17 protein-coding genes and 1 other RNA gene are annotated in these 18,361 nt (G+C 55.9%); 12 read left to right on the top strand and 6 right to left on the bottom strand.

The window, feature by feature from the left end; genetic code table 11:
• Positions 1-13 precede the first annotated feature (13 nt).
• Complete coding sequence (locus tag SP68_RS19865; RefSeq protein WP_008805417.1) at positions 14-421, bottom strand: hypothetical protein; 408 nt, start codon at positions 419-421, stop codon at positions 14-16.
• Positions 422-662: 241 nt separating this feature from the next.
• Here SP68_RS19865 and ffs point away from each other — a divergent pair.
• The 3 genes from ffs (at position 663) to SP68_RS19850 (ending at position 1,538) form a co-directional block, all read left to right on the top strand.
• Positions 663-759, top strand: an RNA gene (gene ffs, locus SP68_RS19860) — signal recognition particle sRNA small type.
• 309 nt (positions 760-1,068) lie between these two features.
• A complete protein-coding gene (locus SP68_RS19855) occupies positions 1,069-1,326 on the top strand; it encodes a hypothetical protein (RefSeq protein ID WP_002891977.1) in 258 nt (85 codons plus the stop codon).
• Positions 1,323-1,538 (top strand): hypothetical protein, encoded by a 216-nt coding sequence (locus SP68_RS19850; RefSeq protein WP_004142688.1) that lies wholly within the window; start codon positions 1,323-1,325, stop codon positions 1,536-1,538. Before SP68_RS19855 ends, SP68_RS19850 begins: the two co-directional genes overlap by 4 nt.
• Positions 1,539-1,672: 134 nt before the next feature.
• Here the strand turns inward: SP68_RS19850 and yczR are convergent, their stop codons facing one another.
• A complete protein-coding gene (gene yczR / locus SP68_RS19845) occupies positions 1,673-3,100 on the bottom strand; it encodes a MocR-like transcription factor YczR (RefSeq protein ID WP_040973672.1) in 1,428 nt (475 codons plus the stop codon).
• 88 nt (positions 3,101-3,188) lie between these two features.
• Here yczR and yczE point away from each other — a divergent pair, with 88 nt between their 5' ends.
• Positions 3,189-3,803, top strand: coding sequence for a membrane protein YczE (gene yczE, locus SP68_RS19840; RefSeq protein ID WP_008805419.1), 615 nt, complete (start codon positions 3,189-3,191; stop codon positions 3,801-3,803).
• Positions 3,804-3,847: 44 nt separating this feature from the next.
• Here yczE and SP68_RS19835 read toward each other — a convergent pair whose 3' ends face one another.
• Complete coding sequence (locus SP68_RS19835; RefSeq protein ID WP_040973673.1) at positions 3,848-4,675, bottom strand: nickel/cobalt efflux protein RcnA; 828 nt, start codon at positions 4,673-4,675, stop codon at positions 3,848-3,850.
• Positions 4,676-4,839: 164 nt separating this feature from the next.
• Between SP68_RS19835 and SP68_RS19830 the strand changes: the two genes are divergently transcribed.
• Positions 4,840-5,112 carry a metal/formaldehyde-sensitive transcriptional repressor gene (locus SP68_RS19830; RefSeq protein ID WP_012542675.1) on the top strand — a complete coding sequence of 91 codons (273 nt, stop codon included), beginning with the start codon at positions 4,840-4,842 and terminating at the stop codon, positions 5,110-5,112.
• Positions 5,113-5,174: 62 nt separating this feature from the next.
• On the opposite strand, the gene SP68_RS19825 is transcribed toward SP68_RS19830, so the two are convergent.
• Positions 5,175-6,734 (bottom strand): EAL domain-containing protein, encoded by a 1,560-nt coding sequence (locus SP68_RS19825; protein WP_008805422.1) that lies wholly within the window; start codon positions 6,732-6,734, stop codon positions 5,175-5,177.
• A 233-nt stretch (positions 6,735-6,967) separates the two neighbouring features.
• The gene (locus SP68_RS19820) at positions 6,968-8,077 is read right to left on the bottom strand and encodes an ABC transporter ATP-binding protein (protein WP_008805423.1); all 1,110 of its coding nucleotides are present in this window, start codon (positions 8,075-8,077) and stop codon (positions 6,968-6,970) included.
• Positions 8,078-8,433: 356 nt separating this feature from the next.
• On the opposite strand from SP68_RS19820, the gene SP68_RS19815 reads away from it, so the two are divergent.
• The 6 genes from SP68_RS19815 (at position 8,434) to SP68_RS19790 (ending at position 15,572) form a co-directional block, all read left to right on the top strand.
• A complete protein-coding gene (locus SP68_RS19815) occupies positions 8,434-9,666 on the top strand; it encodes a maltodextrin ABC transporter substrate-binding protein (protein WP_032734889.1) in 1,233 nt (410 codons plus the stop codon).
• A gap of 62 nt (positions 9,667-9,728) precedes the next feature.
• Positions 9,729-11,036: a carbohydrate ABC transporter permease gene (locus SP68_RS19810; RefSeq protein WP_008805425.1), complete on the top strand. Its 1,308-nt coding sequence runs from the start codon at positions 9,729-9,731 to the stop codon at positions 11,034-11,036.
• A 10-nt stretch (positions 11,037-11,046) separates the two neighbouring features.
• Complete coding sequence (locus tag SP68_RS19805; RefSeq protein ID WP_004204761.1) at positions 11,047-11,898, top strand: sugar ABC transporter permease; 852 nt, start codon at positions 11,047-11,049, stop codon at positions 11,896-11,898.
• A 4-nt stretch (positions 11,899-11,902) separates the two neighbouring features.
• Complete coding sequence (locus tag SP68_RS19800; protein ID WP_040973674.1) at positions 11,903-13,105, top strand: glycoside hydrolase family 53 protein; 1,203 nt, start codon at positions 11,903-11,905, stop codon at positions 13,103-13,105.
• A gap of 30 nt (positions 13,106-13,135) precedes the next feature.
• A complete protein-coding gene (locus SP68_RS19795) occupies positions 13,136-15,193 on the top strand; it encodes a beta-galactosidase (RefSeq protein ID WP_016160390.1) in 2,058 nt (685 codons plus the stop codon).
• A gap of 64 nt (positions 15,194-15,257) precedes the next feature.
• Positions 15,258-15,572 carry a PTS sugar transporter subunit IIB gene (locus SP68_RS19790; protein ID WP_008805428.1) on the top strand — a complete coding sequence of 105 codons (315 nt, stop codon included), beginning with the start codon at positions 15,258-15,260 and terminating at the stop codon, positions 15,570-15,572.
• 136 nt (positions 15,573-15,708) lie between these two features.
• Here SP68_RS19790 and SP68_RS19785 read toward each other — a convergent pair whose 3' ends face one another.
• Positions 15,709-16,980, bottom strand: coding sequence for a maltoporin (locus SP68_RS19785; protein WP_008805429.1), 1,272 nt, complete (start codon positions 16,978-16,980; stop codon positions 15,709-15,711).
• 270 nt (positions 16,981-17,250) lie between these two features.
• Here SP68_RS19785 and SP68_RS19780 point away from each other — a divergent pair, with 270 nt between their 5' ends.
• Complete coding sequence (locus SP68_RS19780; RefSeq protein WP_008805430.1) at positions 17,251-18,321, top strand: LacI family DNA-binding transcriptional regulator; 1,071 nt, start codon at positions 17,251-17,253, stop codon at positions 18,319-18,321.
• Positions 18,322-18,361: the final 40 nt, after the last annotated feature.

The raw sequence follows: 18,361 nt of genomic DNA, 5'->3' as shown, positions 1-18,361 counted from the left end.
AGCCTGCCTCGGTTCAGGCGGGTTGTTCGACAGTGAAGGTTAGGGCCAGGCCGAGGATCTGCATGCCATGGACATTGTCAGACGGTGAACTGGCGATGAGGCTCTCGAGAAATTTCAACCGCTGCGAAGTGGCGTTAATGATCAGTTTCGCGCGCAGGCCTGGCATGGTCAGCGACGAAATGGGGTACACCACCCGGCCGCTGATGTAGACGGGCAGTTTGCGCAGTTCCACCTGGCGCAGCACGCCGACGGTGGAATAGAGCAGCGCCAGCGGCGTGACCGCCCGCACGGGGGTCTGGCTGATGGTCGCGAAGTCGAGCATTTTTTCCGGGCGCAGATAGTTCACGCCATGAAAGGCGATGGTCATCCCTTCAATAGCGGGTAAAGGCAGAGTGATGGTCTGTGGTGATGAGTCAGTCATTCGATTACCGTCGAGACAAGGTGCTGATGATTAAAGGTGACGCAAGAGGGCTAAGTATGGTGGATAACCCGGCAATGTGCTGAGCGCGCGCTCCCAATCTCACAGCCTGGCCGTGAGTTGTTGGTTTTATTGGCGTATTGTGCAATAAACCAGCAGGCGATCGGGGTGAGCTTGCAATTCACCAGGTCAGCAGGGATAATGCGCCAGCGCGTTGGGTAACTAACGCTCTCAATGGGGGCTCTGTTGGTTCTCCCGCAACGCTACTCTGTTTACCAGGTCAGGTCCGGAAGGAAGCAGCCAGAGCAGACGACGTGTGTGCCGGGATGTAGCTGGCAGGGCCCCCACCCATTTCGCCCTCCTGATATCTCCCTTGTATTTGTCCGGTCTTTATCCCTGCTATAATTAATATCTGATACGGATCACATATTATTTTTTGTTGCTAAAACAACCCGTTTTTATTCCATAATATTTACTTGTCATAAATCTGAAATGCTACTGAAATATTAATGTCATTTGCATGTCATAAATAAAAGGCATCTTATTGATGGGAATTTGTTGCCAGAGCCATGCTATAAAATATATCTCTGGATCAGCATGTTAACTTCGTGTATTAATTATGATGATTTTATTGCACGGGAAGCGTAGCTATGACCACAGTGGTTTTGAATGTAAAAATTGACGCCGAGTTAAAAGAGAAGCTGCGTCATTATGCGGAAGTGAATAACGAGAACCTGGGAACGGCAACGGAAAAGCTGCTGCAGCTGGCTTTTCAGCTGGAGGAGTCAGCAGGTGAGGCGGGGGTGACGGAAGAGGACATTGACAGCCAGCATACCGAAGAGGAAGCGACCCCATTAACCCCTAAAGAAATCAAAGCATTAAGAAAACTTCTGAAGAAGAAAAAATGAAACAACAATTCTCTACAGCCAGCAACTATAGCGAAGCCTGCGATATGTTGCGCTCAGGATACGTAAAACACGTGCGCCTGAACTGGAATATCGGTAGTGATGAGTTCTTTCGCATTGCCTCCGACTGGTGTGACACCGGCGCTAAAATTAAAAAAGATGAAGATGGCTTTATTATTTCCCTGAAAGGGTTTCCTATTCCGCGCCAGCATTAATGAAATTGCCTTATTTCTGTCACCGGGATGCCATAACCAGAGGGCAGGATACTCAGGCAATTTTATAAAAACATCTCATATACCTCATGGATGATGGTCATTTGACGGGCTGATGCCAGCCCGTCGATATTTTCTTATATTATTTTCCGCAAACGCGTATTTTCCTTCTGTTCTGCAAAGCTTTGCCACAGCGGTTGTAGCGTGGAGAAGGCCTGGCGCAATGCTTCGTCTGGCAGTGTAAATGGCAGACGCAAATAGCGATCAAAGGCTCCCTCAAGACCAAAGCGCGTGCCGGTGCCGATATGGATCCCCTGACTTTCCGCGCGCGCAGAGAACAGCGTGGCCAGCATGTCAGGGAGTTCCACCCAAAAAGAGAGCCCACCTTCCGGCGGCGTAAAGCGCCAGCGGGGAAAATATTCCGCCATTAACGTTTCGCACATGTCCCGGCGCGCCTTCAGCATTTCCCGCCGCGGCGGTAGCAGCGTGGCGGCATTGGCCAGCAGCCAGCTGCAGGCCAGTTGCTCCAGCAGAGGCGTACCCAAATCCAGGGAATCGCGAGCCTGAATAAGGGAGGCGATGGTTCGCGTACTGGCGCGGATCCAGCCGATGCGCAGTCCCCCCCAGAAACTTTTCCCGGCCGAACCAATAGTGATCACCGCAGCATCGGGATTAAAGCAGGCCAGCGGCGGAGGCGGTGGCGCGTTATACCACAGATCAACCATGGTCTCGTCGATCACCAGCGTCGTCCGCGTCCTGGCGGCGATATCCGCGACCCGCTGGCGGGTGGGAGCATCCATACAGCGCCCGGTGGGATTGTGAAAATCCGGCATCAGCCACGCCAGACGCGGCGCGGTCTGCGCAATAGTCGCCGCGAGTCCATCACAGTCCCATCCCTGCTGTGGAAGCGCGACGCCGACCGGGCGGCAGGAGGCGCCCTGAATGGCGCTAATCGCCATCGGATAGGTGGGGGCGTCGATGACCACCCGGTCACCCGGGCCGGTAAACAGGCGGAGGATCAATGCGAAGGCGCTGAGGGCGCCGTTGACCACCATCACTTCATCGGGCCGCGTCGGCAGACCGCGTTCGCTGTAGCGACGGGCAATCGCCTCCCGCAGTACCGGCAGCCCTTGTTGATCGTAGCCGGTCTGGCCCAGGTAGGGCGGCAGCAGCGTCATGGCATGCTGGAAGGCTTGATGGACTTCCGGTCCGGCGCTGAGGGCGGCGGTAGAGAGATTCAGCGAGGAGGGGATGCCTGAGGGCGGCGGCAGGTCGGCGGGACGCTCTGGCAAGACAATGCGCGAACCGCTTCCCTGACGGCTGTAGAGAAAACCCTCCTCCCGTAACTGGCCGAGCGCGCTGGCGATGGTGGTCCGGCTGACGTTCAGCGCCGCCGCCAGCTCGCGCTCGCCTGGCAGGCGCGTTTGCAGCGTCAGGCGACCGTCGAGGATCAGCAGGCGGAGCGCTTCCGCTAGCTGACGCCATAGCGGCGTGCGTGAAGTGGACTCCTGCCAGTTGCCGAGCAGGCGTACCAGCGATTGTGTTCCAAAGCGTCGGGTTGACATAGCGATCCACTTTTCCAAAACTGGCCATTAATTATCAGTCCATTTTTGCTGATGATAAGGGCATTCGCAATGATGTAGAGGAAAAAATATGCTTCGTCGCCTGCTGCAGTTATATATCGGCCTGGTACTTTATGGCGTGTCCACGGCGCTCTTCGTGCATGCCAATCTTGGCGCCGATCCGTGGGATGTTTTCCATCTCGGGGTGGCTAAACAGCTGGGTATCAGTTTCGGTACGGTGATTATCCTGACCGGCGCGGCGGTGCTGCTGCTGTGGATCCCGATCCGGCAAATGCCGGGGCTCGGCACGGTGAGCAACGTTATCGTGCTGGGGCTGGCGGCGGATGCCACGCTGGCCGTCCTGCCGCCGCTGGAGTCGCTGGTGGCTCGCAGTGTGCTGCTGGTGGGGGCGATTGTGCTGAATGCTATCGCCACCGGGATGTATATCGGCGCGGGCTTTGGCCCCGGGCCGCGCGATGGCCTGATGACTGGCCTGCACGCTCGTACCGGCTGGTCTTTGCGTGGCATCCGGACGGCTATCGAGTTGACTGTGCTGGTGATTGGCTGGCTGCTGGGCGGTAAGTTTGGCGTCGGCACCGTGATTTACGCGCTGTCGATTGGGCCGCTGATCCAGCTGTGCCTGCCGTGGTTTCGCCAGCCCGTCAGCCGCAAAGCGGTCAGCACTCCGCAGGAGATAGTCTCCTGAATTAACGACTCGCCCTCTCTATCCGCAAGAGGGCGAGCCGACGCTTACAGGCCGCTCAGGCCGTGAACCATCATGTAGATCCCCACCACGATAATCAGTAAACCTGAGAACCAGGGCGCCTTGCGCGAGACATCATTAAACCAGGGCCAGCGGCGGGTGGCCTGTTTAAGACTTAGCGCGGCGATAGCCCCGGAAGCCACCAGCGTCAGCGCCAGACCAACGCTAAAGCCCAGTACCAGCGTGGCGCCAAGCGAAAATTTCTTCAGCTGTAAACAGATAAGCAGCACGGTAATGGACGCCGGACAGGGGATCAGCCCGCCGGTCAGGCCAAACAGTACGATCTGCCCGGTCGTCACCTGGCGGCCATCAAAGCGCCGGTTGATTTCCTGAGCATGAGCCCGCTGATGCGCGTCCTGCCACTCCTCCGCCACCAGCGGCGCGGCGGATGAGGACGCATGGTGATGGTCATGGTGGTGATCATGTTCATGGTGGTGATCATGTTCATGGTGGTGATCATGGTGCGTGTGGGGCTGCGATTCGCGCCAGGTGCGCCAGAGCATCCAGCAGGCAATCAGTACAATCGCTATCCCCGAGATCAGCTGAAACCAGGGTTCAGAGGTCTGCGCATTCCAGCCGCGGCCAAACCACAGGCCGGCCATGGCGATCAGCCAGACCACTGCCGTATGGGAAACCGTCGCCGCCAGCCCCAGTAGCACCGCCTGTTTTAACGTTCCTCGTACCGCCACGATAAAGGCGGCCATCATGGTTTTTGAATGGCCCGGTTCAAGGCCGTGCAGGGCACCGAGCAGTATCGCGCTGGGAATAAACAGCCAGGCATTACCTTGCTGCAGAAGGGAAGTGAAATCGTTCATATCGGGATCCTTGCCAAAAGTGCGTTTATCCTACTCCCCCCCAGTAGTAAAATACTACCCCCCAGTAGAAAAAGCGGCTGACAAAAGGGATCATGCTATGCTGGCAGGCGTTACTGATGATGAAGGTCGGTAATCACGGACAGAATGAAACGGTGGATCGTGCAATGTCACATACAGTTCGACACAAAAAAATGTTACTGACCCGACTGAAAAAAATTCAGGGGCAGAGTTCCGCGTTAGAGAAAATGCTCAATCGCGAGCATGAGTGCGCTGAGGTGCTACAGCAGCTGGCGGCGATTCGCGGCGCGGTCAACGGTATGATGCTGCAGGTTATTCAGGGGCATCTGACCGACCATGTGGTGAAAGAGCCTGAAGAGACACAGCGTGAAGCGGATCTGGAGACGGTGATGCAGGTGATCAAATCTTATCTGAAGTAGCGCCCAGGCGCGGGCGGCGAAGTGGCCACACCCGCTGGCATTCTGCTTATTGCTCCTGTTGCTTAATGCACATGGAGGTTATTTTCCGCCCACAGAATAAACTGCTCTTTTGGCAGCGCTTTGCTGTACAGCCATCCCTGGGCGTACTGGACGCCATGCTGTCGTAGCCAGTCGCGCTGGCTTTCGGTTTCCACCCCTTCGGCGACGGTGGCCAGATTGAGCGCCTTGGCCATTTCAATAATGTGCGGCGTCAGCGGCCGGTACTCGAGGGTATCGACAAAAGATTTATCGATTTTCAGCGTATCGACGTCCAGTTTCTGCAGATAGCTCAGGCTGGAGTAGCCGGTGCCAAAGTCATCAATCGAGATACGATGCCCGGCCTGACGGTAGTGAGCGATCACCGGCATGGTGGTCTCCGGATCGACAAATCCGCGCTCGGTGATTTCAAGGATGATCTGTTCGGCGGCGATCCCCCAGTGCTGCAGCTGATCGTGTAACAACGTCGGTAGGGTGGGCGAGCGTAGATCATCTACCGACAGGTTGATGGAGATGTGCACTTCCGGCCGCTGCCGCAGCCAGGGACCGAGATCGGTAAAAATTTTCCTGACGATATCTTCCGTCAACTGCGTAATCAGCCCGGTCTGCTCGGCCAGAGGAATAAAAATATCCGGCGATAAAAAGGTGCCGTCGGGTTGCTGCCAGCGGGCCAGGGCCTCGGCCCCGGCGATTTTCCCATCCTGCAACGAGATTATCGGCTGATAGTAAACCTGAATCGCTTCGGAGTTGAGGGCGTCCAGCATACTGTTGCGTGGTGATCGCAGGTGTCTCAGCAGGCGCAGCAGCAGCCAGGTAGCAAGCAGGCTGGTGAAGATGCCGACAGGGAGCCAGAAGATTAGCTGCTGGCGAATACGCTGCTGCAGCGGCAGCGTCGACGACCAGGTCACGATGCCGGAGCCCAGCTCGGGAATGCGCTGGATCCGATAGACCGTGTTATCCAGCGTCAGCATATTAACATGTGGATCTTTAATACGCTGCCAGACCGTATCCGGCAGCGGTTGGCTGCTGATCACCATTTTCAGGTGATCCAAACCAAACAGCATGGTATGGATCTTCTCCTCGCTGGCAGGAACCACATCGATAAAAGAGATGGGATCGATCATCACCATATGCTGTTGACTGCCCATGGCCGTCATCTGGTGATTAAGGCCGAGATCGTTAATTGAGGTCAGCCAGGTGCGATAGCCGTCAGGGGCAATGTGGTCCGGCGGGGGAAAGGTGACCGCGACGCTATGGTCTTCCAGGGAGGAACATTGCGGCACGGAATCACGCAGCCAGAGCACTTCCTGAATGTAGCGATGGGTGTAGGCGATGCGGCGGAGCGTGAGCAGGTGCTCAGGGCTACAGGAGGCGGCGGTGTGTGAGTCGGCCTCACGTAGCGCTTCCCTGGCCTGATCGGCAACCTGCAGCGTGCGGACGACGATACGGTTGGAATAGTCATCCAGTTCACGATAGAACTGCAGCTTGGCCTGCCGCGCTGCCTGCCAGATGCTGAGTGAGATGGGCAGGATGATGGCCAGTATCAGCACCCCTGTAAACAGCGCCACCAGATGCCGGGTCCTCATACCTGTGTCCTTATCGTTCGCCGGGTGTCATCAGTATATGCGAAAGATAAATCAGGCGCAGCGAGAGAAGTGAGCTGAGGTCGCGAAAAAACCGGCATCGCGAGAGGCTGCGATGCCGGGAGAGAAGGATGATTCCGATGCAGCAGAATAAAAATGAGGGTGTGAATGCCGGGCAGGGTGTATTCCGGCATTCAGTCGCAGCATACACGGCGCAGATGACAGCAATATGTTAGCTAGTGCGCATCCGGCGCCGGGATATCAGCGCTGATACGCAGGTCATTCTCATCAAATACCATGCAAAAGCGCTCATCGAAGGCCAGATTTATTTTCTGCCACGGGCGGAAATGGACGTCGCCGGGCAGCAGGACCTTGACGTTATCGTGGCCGTAGCACTGGCCGAACAGATAGGTATTGTTACCCAGACGCTCCACTACTTCACATTGAAACTCCACCACGGTACCGGTAGTGACGTCGGGCGTGAGATGCTCTGGCCGGATCCCCAGCGTCACCGCGGCGCCGGGCTTCAGCGGCTGGGTAGCGATATTGAGGACCAACTGATGGTCCTGCGCGAGGGTGACCGTTAAGCGTTCCGGCTGCCAGTCGCTGACGATGGCTGGCAAAAAATTCATCTTCGGCGAGCCGATAAAGCCGGCGACGAATTTGTTGACCGGATTGTAATACAGCGCCATCGGCGAACCCATTTGTTCGACTTTCCCATAGTTCATGACCACGATTTTATCGGCCAGCGTCATCGCCTCTACCTGATCGTGGGTGACATACACCATGGTGGTCTTCAGCTCCTGGTGCAGACGGGCAATATGCAGGCGCATATCGACGCGCAGCTCCGCATCGAGGTTAGAGAGCGGCTCATCGAACATAAACACCCGGGGATTACGCACGATCGCCCGGCCAATGGCCACGCGCTGCCGCTGGCCGCCAGAGAGCTGCTTCGGTTTACGATCCAGCAGGTGCGAGAGCTGCAGCGTTTTAGCCACCATTTCCACCTGGCGACGGATCTCCGTTTTCGGCACTTTATTCACCTTCAACCCGTAGCCCATGTTCTCTGCCACCGTCATGTGCGGGTAGAGCGCATAGGACTGGAAGACCATCGCCACGCCGCGGCGGGCCGGCACGACATCATTCATCACCTCATCGCCGATCAGCACTTCACCCTCGCTGACCTCTTCCAGACCGGCAATCATGCGCAGCAGCGTCGATTTTCCACAGCCGGAAGGACCGACGAAAACGGCAAACTCGCCATCTTCAATATCGAGATTGACCTGGTGCAGCGTCACCGTGCTGCCGAACCTTTTGGTGACATTCCTCAGTCGTATATTGGACATCCACATTCCCCGAAGTGAGTAGCTGTTGTTTGCCGTTGCTTTGTCGCTGTGTGTAGCATGAATTGTATTACGTGTAACAAATCAGCGTGGCGATGTTCAACAGCAGTAAAATCATGCCCTGACTATAACTTCCGCAGTTTTAGCGCCATACAGCGGCGTTTCATTTCTGTAATGATGATCACACAACTGGCAGCTTATGGTAGTTTTGTCTGCGATCTACGGGTAGCGTATAACAAAAGAGAGCTGGAGCCTTTTTCTCATATAACTCGCCAGTTTGAAGTGATTTATTTTTCTGACTGGCAGAGATAAGCCCAATAAAAACCATTAAATTGTTATACCTTCACATGAGGTTGATAATGAAAAAGAACATGCTTGCTGCACTGATCCTTACCACCCTGGCGGCGGGGCAACTCACCAGCCTGCAGGCGCACGCCGCCGGGCAGCTCAACGTCTGGGAGGACATTAAAAAATCCGCGGGTATTAAAACCGCGGTCAGCGATTTTGAGAAGCAGTACAACGTGAAGGTCAATCTCCAGGAGATGCCTTATGCCCAGCAGCTGGAAAAGCTGCGCCTCGACGGCCCGGCGGGCATTGGGCCGGACGTGCTGGTGATCCCGAATGACCAGCTCGGCGGCGCCGTGGTTCAGGGACTACTCTCGCCTCTCAGCGTCGATCAGGCGAAACAGGATGCCTTTACGCCAGCCTCCATCAATGCCTTCCGCATGGACAACGCGCTGTACGGGATCCCGAAAGCAGTGGAAACCCTGGTGCTTATCTACAACAAGGACCTGATCGACAAGCCGCTGGACAGCCTGCAGGCCTGGCTGGACTACTCGAAAACCCAGCGCGAGCAGAACAAATACGGCCTGCTCGCCAAGTTTGACCAGATCTATTACAGCTGGGGGGCGATTGGCCCGATGGGCGGCTATATCTTTGCTAAAAACGACAGCGGTGGCTTTAACCCGCAGCAAGTGGGCCTCAATACCCCCGGCGCCGTCGAAGCCGTCACCTTCCTGAAAAAATTCTATGCCGAGAAGGTCTTTCCAGCGGGGATCCTCGGCGATAACGGGCTGAATGCCATCGATTCCCTGTTTACCGAGAAAAAAGCGGCGGCGGTGATCAACGGCCCCTGGGCCTTCCAGCCGTATGAAGCCGCTGGCATTAACTATGGCGTGGCGCCCCTGCCGACCCTGCCGGACGGCAAGCCGATGAGCTCCTTCCTGGGCGTCAAAGGCTATGTGGTATCGACCTGGAGTAAAGACAAAGCGCTGGCGCAACAGTTTATCGAGTTCATCAACCAGCCGCAGTATGTGAAAGCCCGCTATGTCGCCACCGGCGAAATTCCGCCGCTGAAGGCGATGATTGACGATCCGGTGATTAAAAACGACCAAAAGGCCAGTGCCGTCGCCATCCAGTCGGCGCGAGCGGTGGCGATGCCGGGCATTCCGGAGATGGGGGAAGTGTGGGGGCCGGCCAACGCCGCGCTTGAACTGAGCCTCACCGGTAAGCAGGCGCCGCAGGCCGCGCTCGATAACGCGGTGAAACAGATCACGATGCAGATCGAAGCAATGCAGGCCAGCAATCAGTAATTCACCGTCACGTGAAGTCACCGAGCGGGAGGGGGACCTCCCGTTTGTAGAAGGAGTCGAGTGTGAGCATCCATTCCAGCGAAAATTTTAGCGACGCACGCGGGCCCGGGCGCCATGCATGGTGCGGCCTGCTGCTGGCAATCGTGCCGGGTTTCGGTCAGTTTTATCATCGCCAGTGGCTGAAAGGGCTGGTCTTCCTGGTGCTGCTCAGCAGCTTTCTGGGGATTTTTTATGATTTCCTGCGTGAGGGGTTGTGGGGGTTATATACCCTGGGTGAAGAGGTACCGCGGGATAACTCTATCTTCCTGTTAGCGGAGGGGATTATCAGTGTGCTGATCGTCGCCTTTGGCGTGCTGATCTATTTTCTCTCGCTGCGGGATGCGTGGCTGAACGGCAAAAAACGCGATGAGGGGATCGCCCTGAACAGCGTGCGTAAGCAGTACCAGATGCTGCTGAGCGACGGCTTCCCGTACCTGATGATCACCCCAGGCTTTATTCTGCTGGTCTTTGTGGTGATCTTTCCCATTCTGTTTGGTTTTGCCATCGCCTTCACCAACTACAACCTGTACCACACGCCGCCGGCGAAGCTGGTGGACTGGGTGGGGCTGAAAAACTTCGTCAATATTTTCACCCTCTCTATCTGGCGCTCCACCTTCCTGGATGTGCTGCAGTGGACCGTGGTGTGGACGCTGCTGGCGACCACCCTGCAGTGTACGGTGGGCGTGCTGCTGGCGATTCTGGTGAATCAAAAAGATCTGCGTTTTAAGCCGCTGATCCGCACCATCTTTATTTTGCCGTGGGCGGTACCGGGGTTTGTCACCATCCTCGTCTTTGCCGGTATGTTCAACGATTCATTCGGGGTCATCAACAACGCGATCCTGTCGTTCTTCGGTATCAGCCCGAAGGCATGGCTGACCGACCCGTTCTGGACCAAAACGGCGCTGATCATGATGCAGACCTGGCTTGGCTTCCCGTTTGTCTTTGCCATGACCACCGGCGTGCTGCAGGCGATCCCGGACGATCTGTATGAAGCGGCGACGATGGACGGCGCCAGCGCCTTTACCCGTCTGCGCACCATCACTCTGCCGCTGGTGCTGTACGCGATCGCGCCGATCATCATCACTCAGTACACCTTCAACTTTAATAACTTCAACATCATTTATCTGTTTAACAACGGCGGTCCTGCGGTGGCAGGCTCCAACGCCGGTGGGACGGATATTCTGGTGTCGTGGATCTATAAGCTGACGATGTCCTCGTCGCAGTACGCCATCGCGGCGACCATCACGATCCTGCTGTCGATCTTTGTCGTCGGCCTGGCGCTGTGGCAGTTCCGCGCCACCAAATCCTTCAAAAATGACGACATGGCGTAAGGGAAGCAACATGGCTCAATCACCCAGTATTAAACGCGAAAAGTGGATCCGACTCTCTCTCACCTGGCTGGTGGTTATTCTGGTCTCGGTGGTGATCATCTATCCGCTGGTCTGGACGGTCGGGGCGTCGCTGAACGCCGGCAATAGCCTGCTCAGTACCTCGATCATTCCGGAAAACCTGTCGTTCCAGCACTATGCCGATCTGTTCAATGGCAATGTGAATTACCTTACCTGGTACTGGAACTCGATGAAAATCAGCTTTCTGACCATGGTGCTGACCCTGATTAGCGTCAGCTTTACCGCTTACGCCTTCTCCCGCTTCCGCTTTAAAGGGCGGCAGAACGGGCTGATGCTGTTCCTGCTGCTGCAGATGATCCCGCAGTTTTCCGCGCTGATTGCGATCTTTGTGCTATCGCAACTGCTTGGCCTGATTAACAGCCATCTGGCGCTGGTGCTGATCTACGTCGGGGGGATGATCCCGATGAATACCTGGCTGATGAAGGGGTATCTCGACGCGATCCCCAAAGATCTGGATGAGTCCGCTCGCATGGACGGCGCCAGCAGCTTTCGCATCTTTATCGAGATCATCATGCCGTTGTCGAGGCCGATCCTCGCGGTGGTGGCGCTGTTCTCCTTCACCGGTCCGCTGGGCGATTTCATCCTCTCCAGCACCATCCTGCGTACCCCGGATAAATACACGCTGCCTATCGGTCTGTATAACCTGGTGGCGCAAAAAATGGGTGCCAGTTACACCACCTACGCGGCGGGGGCGGTGCTGATTGCCGTACCGGTGGCGATTCTCTACCTGGCGTTACAAAAATACTTTGTCTCCGGCCTGACCTCGGGCAGTACTAAAGGATAAGCACATGAAAAGATTCACCCCCGCATGGCTTGCGGTTTGTCTGGCATGCAGTTTCTCCACCCCTACTCTGGCCGCGGACGCGCTTGAAACCCGCGCGTTTCAGGGCATGCCGGCGGACTTTATCAAAGGCGCGGATATCTCCACGCTGCTGGATGCCGAAAAGCACGGGGCGACGTTCTACGACCAGAATAATCAGCGCAAGGATCCGATCGCGATTCTGAAAGAGAACGGCGTCAACTATGTTCGCCTCCGTCTGTGGGTGGATCCGCAATCGGCGAGCGGTGAGGGCTATGGCGGCGGAAATAACGACCTGGCCACCACCCTGACCCTCGCGAAACGGGCGAAAGCCCAGGGGATGAAGCTGCTGCTCGATTTTCATTACAGCGATTTCTGGACCGATCCCGGCAAGCAGTTCAAGCCGAAAGCCTGGGAAAAGATGGATTATCCGCAGCTGAAAACGGCGATTCATGACTATACCCGCGATACCATCGCCCGCTTTAAGCAGGCAGGCGTCCTGCCGGACATGGTGCAGATCGGCAATGAGATCAACGGCGGCATCCTGTGGCCGGAAGGGAAAAGCTGGGGGCAGGGGGGCGGCGAGTTCGACCGGCTGGCCGGGCTGCTGAACGCGGCTATCGCTGGCCTGAAGGAGAACCTGCATCACGGCGAGCAAGTGAAAATCATGCTGCATCTGGCCGAAGGGACCAAGAACGATACCTTCCGCTGGTGGTTTGATGAGATTGACAAGCGCCATGTACCGTATGACGTGATCGGTCTGTCGATGTACACCTACTGGAACGGGCCGATCAGCGCCCTGAAGGCCAATATGGATGACATCAGCAAACGCTATAACAAAGACGTTATCGTCGTCGAGGCGGCCTATGCCTATACCCTGGCCAACTGCGACAACGCGGAAAATAGTTTCCAGGCGAAAGAGGAAAAGGACGGGGGTTATCCCGCCACCGTGCAGGGGCAATATCACTATATTCACGATCTGATGCAGGCCGTCATAGATGTTCCCGACCAGCGCGGCAAAGGTATTTTTTACTGGGAGCCCACGTGGATTGCCGTGCCGGGAAATACCTGGGCCACCCCGGCGGGGATGAAATATATCCACGACGAGTGGAAAGAAGGGAATGCACGTGAAAATCAGGCGCTATTTGATTGCCAGGGAAAAGTATTGCCGTCGGTAAAAGTTTTTAATTAATTTTTTGTCGTTTTTTTCAGGAAGTTTATTATGAATAAATTTGCACCTTTACATCCGAAGGTTAGTACGCTGCTGCATGGCGCGGATTATAATCCGGAGCAATGGGAGAATGACCCCGATATTATTGATAAAGACATTGCCATGATGCAGCAGGCAAAATGCAATGTGATGTCGGTGGGAATATTTAGCTGGGCGAAACTGGAGCCACGCGAAGGGGTATTTAATTTCGCCTGGCTGGATACTATCCTCGATAAACTGTATGCCGCCGGCATTCATGTTTTTCTGGCCACGCCGAGCGGCGCGCGTCCGGCGTGGATGTCTCAGCGCTATCCGCAGGTTCTGCGGGTGGGACGCGATCGGGTGCCGGCCCTGCACGGCGGCCGTCACAACCACTGTATGTCGTCACCGGTCTATCGCGAGAAAACCCTGAAAATCAATACCCTGCTTGCAGAGCGTTATTCTTCACACCCGGCGGTACTGGGCTGGCATATTTCCAATGAATATGGCGGTGAATGCCATTGCGATCTCTGCCAGAACCGTTTTCGCGACTGGCTGAAGGCGCGTTACCAGACCCTGGAGAACCTCAACCAGGCCTGGTGGAGCACCTTCTGGAGTCATACCTATACCGACTGGTCGCAAATTGAATCACCTGCGCCACAGGGCGAGGTGTCAATTCACGGTCTCAATCTTGACTGGCATCGCTTTAACACCGCTCAGGTGACCGATTTCTGCCGCCATGAAATTGCCCCGCTGAAGGCGGCTAACGCCTCCCTGCCGGTGACCACTAACTTTATGGAGTATTTCTACGATTACGACTACTGGCAACTGGCAAAGGCACTGGACTTTATCTCGTGGGACAGCTATCCGATGTGGCACCGCGATAAAGACGAAACCGCACTGGCCTGCTATACCGCGATGTATCACGACATGATGCGCAGCCTGAAGGGCGGCAAACCGTTTGTGCTGATGGAATCCACACCAGGCGCCACCAACTGGCAGCCGACCAGCAAACTGAAGAAGCCGGGAATGCATATTCTCTCCTCGCTGCAGGCGGTGGCGCATGGCGCCGACTCGGTGCAGTATTTCCAGTGGCGGAAAAGCCGCGGTTCGGTTGAGAAATTTCACGGCGCGGTGGTTGACCACGTCGGGCACATTGATACCCGTATTGGTCGTGAAGTCAGCCAGCTCGGCGAGATACTGAGCAAGCTACCGGAGGTCCGGGGTTGTCGCACCGAGGCGAAAGTAGCGATTATCTTCGACCAGCAAAACCGCTGGGCGCTTGATGACGCCCAGGGGCCGCGCAATCTGGGTATGGAGTATGAGAAGACGGTCAACGAACACTACCGTCCGTTCTGGGAACAGGGTATTGCCGTCGATGTGATTGACGCTGATGTCGATTTAACGCCATACCGGTTAGTGATTGCCCCGATGTTATATATGGTGCGCGACGGCTTTGCCGCGCGGGCAGAGGCGTTTGTCGCCAGCGGCGGCCACCTGGTGACCACCTACTGGACCGGCATCGTCAATGAGTCCGATCTCTGCTATCTCGGCGGCTTCCCGGGCCCGCTGCGCAATCTGCTGGGGATCTGGGCGGAAGAGATCGACTGTCTGAATGACGGCGAGTTTAATCTTGTGCAGGGGCTTGCCGGGAATCAGTGCGGTCTGCAGGGGCCCTATCAGGTGCGCCATCTCTGTGAACTAATCCATACCGAGAGCGCTCAGACGCTGGCCACCTACCGGGATGATTTCTATGCCGGACGGCCGGCGGTGACGGTGAACGGTTTCGGGAAAGGTAAAGCCTGGCATGTCGCCTCCCGCAACGATTTAGCCTTCCAGCGCGATTTCTTTGCTGCCCTGAGCAGGGAGCTGGATCTGCCACGAGCGATAGCGGCGGATTTACCGCCCGGCGTAGTGGCTACCGCGCGCACCGACGGTGAGAGCACGTTTGTCTTCCTGCAGAACTACAGCGCGCAAAGTCATACTCTGACTCTGCCGCCGGGGTATTGGGATTGCCTGACCGACGCGGCGGCGCCGGACCCGCTGACACTCTCAGCATGGGATTGCCGTATTCTTCGTCGTCACGCCTAATCCTTTTTTCTCCACGCCTGCTCTGCTGAGCAGGCTTTTTTTTATCTTAAACCTGGAGTTTATGATGGTGAGTTTAAAATCCTTTCTGCACTATTTCTCTCCTGCACGTCCGGCACAGCCGTTAAGCGAGGTGGAAAAACAGCAAATCGAGGCGCTGATTCAGGCCTTTGGTGGCGAAGCGAATATTACGCAAGTGGATGCCTGTATTACTCGTCTGCGGGTGACGGTTCGTCATCTTGCTGCCGTGGATACTGACGCATTACAGCAGCAGGGCGCGCTGGGCGTCATTATTCTCGGTCAGCAGGTGCATGCTATTTTCGGTAAGCAGTCCGATGCGTTGCGTCAATTGCTGGATGAGCATTTTGCTACCCGGAAATAAATAAAACGGGATAACCTGAAAACAGGTTATCCCGAAAATAAGACAAAGACAGCAGTGGCAATAATGATTACCGGAGGGTAATTAATGACCTTACAGTTGGAGATATAAATAACGTATTTGTCTTACCAGCGCGATATTACCACCAGGCCTCAACCTGCACGCCGAAATTCCAGGTATTATTCGCCGTCTGGTCTTCAAACGGTTTACCATCTTCGGAATCATTCAGGTATGAAGCAAAAATGCGTAATTCCGGGCGTGACATAAAGTCCGGCCCGTCCGCGAGGCCCAGCGCAATGGTATATTTCTCACCGGCCTGTTTGTAGCTGGTGCCATTGTTATAGCTGTCTTTCTGATAGAAACCGCCGACTTCGCCAATCAGGCGGACGTAGTCGGTGAACTGATACTGCCCACGGGCAACCAGCGACAGCATCCGCGTTTTGTCGGTGTAGTCGGTAATATCATCCGCCGAGCCCCAGGTCAGGACGTGGTTGATGGAGAACTTTTCGGTAATCGGGATCAGGCCGGTGTTAATCACGCGATAGCCGGTGGCGTCGTTCACGTAGTTCCACATATCGTACCAGCCGCCGCCCTGGGAGACCATGTTCTGCGCCAGCCCTTTGTTGGCATACTGCAGCACGGTTTTGTTATAGCCGCCCAGCATATCCTGACTGATTTCACCGGTCAGCATCACGCCATTATCGGCATCGTACAGCCCGCCGTAGCTGTCCTGTTTTTTGGTGGTGTTCGGCATGGCGTAGTCGATGCCGAATTCGGTCCACGAACCCGACCACGGCTTCCAGCCTGCATAGCGTAAATCGATATAGTTAATATTGACGTTGCTGTCGCCATCGACGCGATAGTCAACGTCGTTGGCATCGCCGCGGATCCAGGCCAGCGAGACGGCGCCCGGGCCGAGGGTGTAGTTTTCCACCCCGGCCCCGGAGCCGGATATGTTCCAGTATTTGGTATCGATGATGTGCAGATCGTGGCGCTGGTAGTAACGTTTACCCCCCCAGATCACCGCATTCGGATCGCCGGGGATCAGCCCTTTGATCTGCAGGTTCAGCTGACGTAAACCGAACTGTGCATCATCATTCAGCGTGGTTTCATTATCGTTAGAGCCGTCGGAGACCATGCTGACCATGCTGTCGAGATAGAAGCTGACGTCATCTTTCTTGTAGACCTCGGAGCCCAGCTCCAGCTCACCATAGGTATCCGATTCATTACCCAAACGGCCCAGCTTGTTCTTTTGCCATTCCGCTTCACTACCATCGCCGGAGACCCCAACCCCGGCGCGCATATAGCCATGGAAATCGATACTCGGGATTGCGGCGGTCGCCGCAAACGCGGAAGGGGCGATTAGCGCAGCGGCTAACGCGGCGGAAAGGGCGCGCAGTGTCGTATTCATCTCTATCCTCTTATTGTTTTGTATTACGTTCACATAACTGATGTCATAAAATGCCTAAATGTAACTTCAGGCAAACGAGATATGATTATTGTGTGACTAAGTGCAAATAATCATGCTGGTTTTTGTTGTGATGGGTGAGGTGATTCACAATTAACTATGTTGTGAACGTAATACTTTTTGTGGTGTAATTTTGCGATGAAAGGTGGCGGTGAGCGTTTTTTCAAATGGCCCCTGTTACAATCATGGGATAACAACATAAGGAACCGGACCATGAAGTCTAAAAGCGCTACTCTGGAAGACGTCGCACGCCATGCGGGCGTCTCTTACCAGACCGTGTCCAGGGTACTCAATAAATCTGCCAATGTATCCGAAGCGACGCGCCGCAAGGTGGAGAAATCAATAGAGGCCTTACGCTATGTGCCAAACCGGCTGGCGCAGCAGCTGGTGGGGAAGGAGAGCCAGACGGTCGGGCTGGTGACGATTTCGCTGGCCTGGCATGCGCCTTCCCAGGTGGCGGCGGCGGTAAAACGCTATGCCAATCTGGAAGGTTACCAGGTCCTGATTTCGATGATCGATGAGAGCGTCAACCAAAGTATCCAGGATTCCATCAATGAACTGAAATCTCAGCGGGTGGATAAAGTCATTATCAACGTGCCGCTGGAGACCGAGCAGGCGCAGAAAATCGCCGCTGACAACGATGATATCGTCTGCCTTTTTCTCGATGTCGACCCCTACAGTTCCGTGTTTAACGTTTCGTTTAATCCGGCAGATGGCACCCGGGCCAGCGTCAAATATCTTTATGAGATGGGGCATCGGGAGATCGCGCTGCTGGCGGGGCCGGACAGCTCCGTCTCGGCCAAACTCCGGCTGAAAAGCTGGCTGGAGACTCTGGAGGGCTACGGCCTGAAGCCGGTGACCGTTCTGCACGGCAACTGGGATGCGCAAAGCGGCTATGCCGGCGCGCTGCAGATGCTGCGCGAAACGCCCAATTTCAGCGCCGTGCTGGTGGGTAATGACCAGATGGCGCTGGGGGTGCTCAGCGCCTTCCATCAGCACCAGGTGGCGGTGCCGGGGGAGAAGTCCGTCATTGGCTATGACGATACCTACGAAAGCTCCTTTTTCTATCCGGCGCTGAGTACGGTGTCGCTGGACCTCGATCTGCAGGGGAAAGAAGCGGTGCGGCGGATCCTCGCCAGCACCAGCGGTGCGCCACATACTTCATCCATCCTGCCGGCGCGCCTGGTGATACGTCATTCCAGCGGCGCCAGAACTGAGCAAGGCAAAGATCTGCAGGCCATCGCGGAACAGCTACGCGCCATCGCCCACCGTCTGGCGCCCTGAAACCTAAGGCGGGGAAACTCGCCTTAGGCCCATTACCCTT

The sequence above is a fragment of the Klebsiella variicola genome (genome assembly GCF_000828055.2).
Classification (GTDB): Bacteria; Pseudomonadota; Gammaproteobacteria; order Enterobacterales; family Enterobacteriaceae; genus Klebsiella; species Klebsiella variicola.
The sequence above is the reverse complement of the archived record's forward strand: the minus strand, read 5'-3'. Positions and strand labels throughout refer to the sequence as shown.

Coding starts and splice junctions, on each gene's coding strand:
- SP68_RS19865 (WP_008805417.1), bottom strand. CDS start 421: ATGACTGACTCATCACCACAGACCATCACTCTGCCTTTACCCGCTATT.
- SP68_RS19855 (WP_002891977.1), top strand. CDS start 1,069: ATGACCACAGTGGTTTTGAATGTAAAAATTGACGCCGAGTTAAAAGAG.
- SP68_RS19850 (WP_004142688.1), top strand. CDS start 1,323: ATGAAACAACAATTCTCTACAGCCAGCAACTATAGCGAAGCCTGCGAT.
- yczR (WP_040973672.1), bottom strand. CDS start 3,100: ATGTCAACCCGACGCTTTGGAACACAATCGCTGGTACGCCTGCTCGGC.
- yczE (WP_008805419.1), top strand. CDS start 3,189: ATGCTTCGTCGCCTGCTGCAGTTATATATCGGCCTGGTACTTTATGGC.
- SP68_RS19835 (WP_040973673.1), bottom strand. CDS start 4,675: ATGAACGATTTCACTTCCCTTCTGCAGCAAGGTAATGCCTGGCTGTTT.
- SP68_RS19830 (WP_012542675.1), top strand. CDS start 4,840: ATGTCACATACAGTTCGACACAAAAAAATGTTACTGACCCGACTGAAA.
- SP68_RS19825 (WP_008805422.1), bottom strand. CDS start 6,734: ATGAGGACCCGGCATCTGGTGGCGCTGTTTACAGGGGTGCTGATACTG.
- SP68_RS19820 (WP_008805423.1), bottom strand. CDS start 8,077: ATGTCCAATATACGACTGAGGAATGTCACCAAAAGGTTCGGCAGCACG.
- SP68_RS19815 (WP_032734889.1), top strand. CDS start 8,434: ATGAAAAAGAACATGCTTGCTGCACTGATCCTTACCACCCTGGCGGCG.
- SP68_RS19805 (WP_004204761.1), top strand. CDS start 11,047: ATGGCTCAATCACCCAGTATTAAACGCGAAAAGTGGATCCGACTCTCT.
- SP68_RS19800 (WP_040973674.1), top strand. CDS start 11,903: ATGAAAAGATTCACCCCCGCATGGCTTGCGGTTTGTCTGGCATGCAGT.
- SP68_RS19795 (WP_016160390.1), top strand. CDS start 13,136: ATGAATAAATTTGCACCTTTACATCCGAAGGTTAGTACGCTGCTGCAT.
- SP68_RS19790 (WP_008805428.1), top strand. CDS start 15,258: ATGGTGAGTTTAAAATCCTTTCTGCACTATTTCTCTCCTGCACGTCCG.
- SP68_RS19785 (WP_008805429.1), bottom strand. CDS start 16,980: ATGAATACGACACTGCGCGCCCTTTCCGCCGCGTTAGCCGCTGCGCTA.
- SP68_RS19780 (WP_008805430.1), top strand. CDS start 17,251: ATGAAGTCTAAAAGCGCTACTCTGGAAGACGTCGCACGCCATGCGGGC.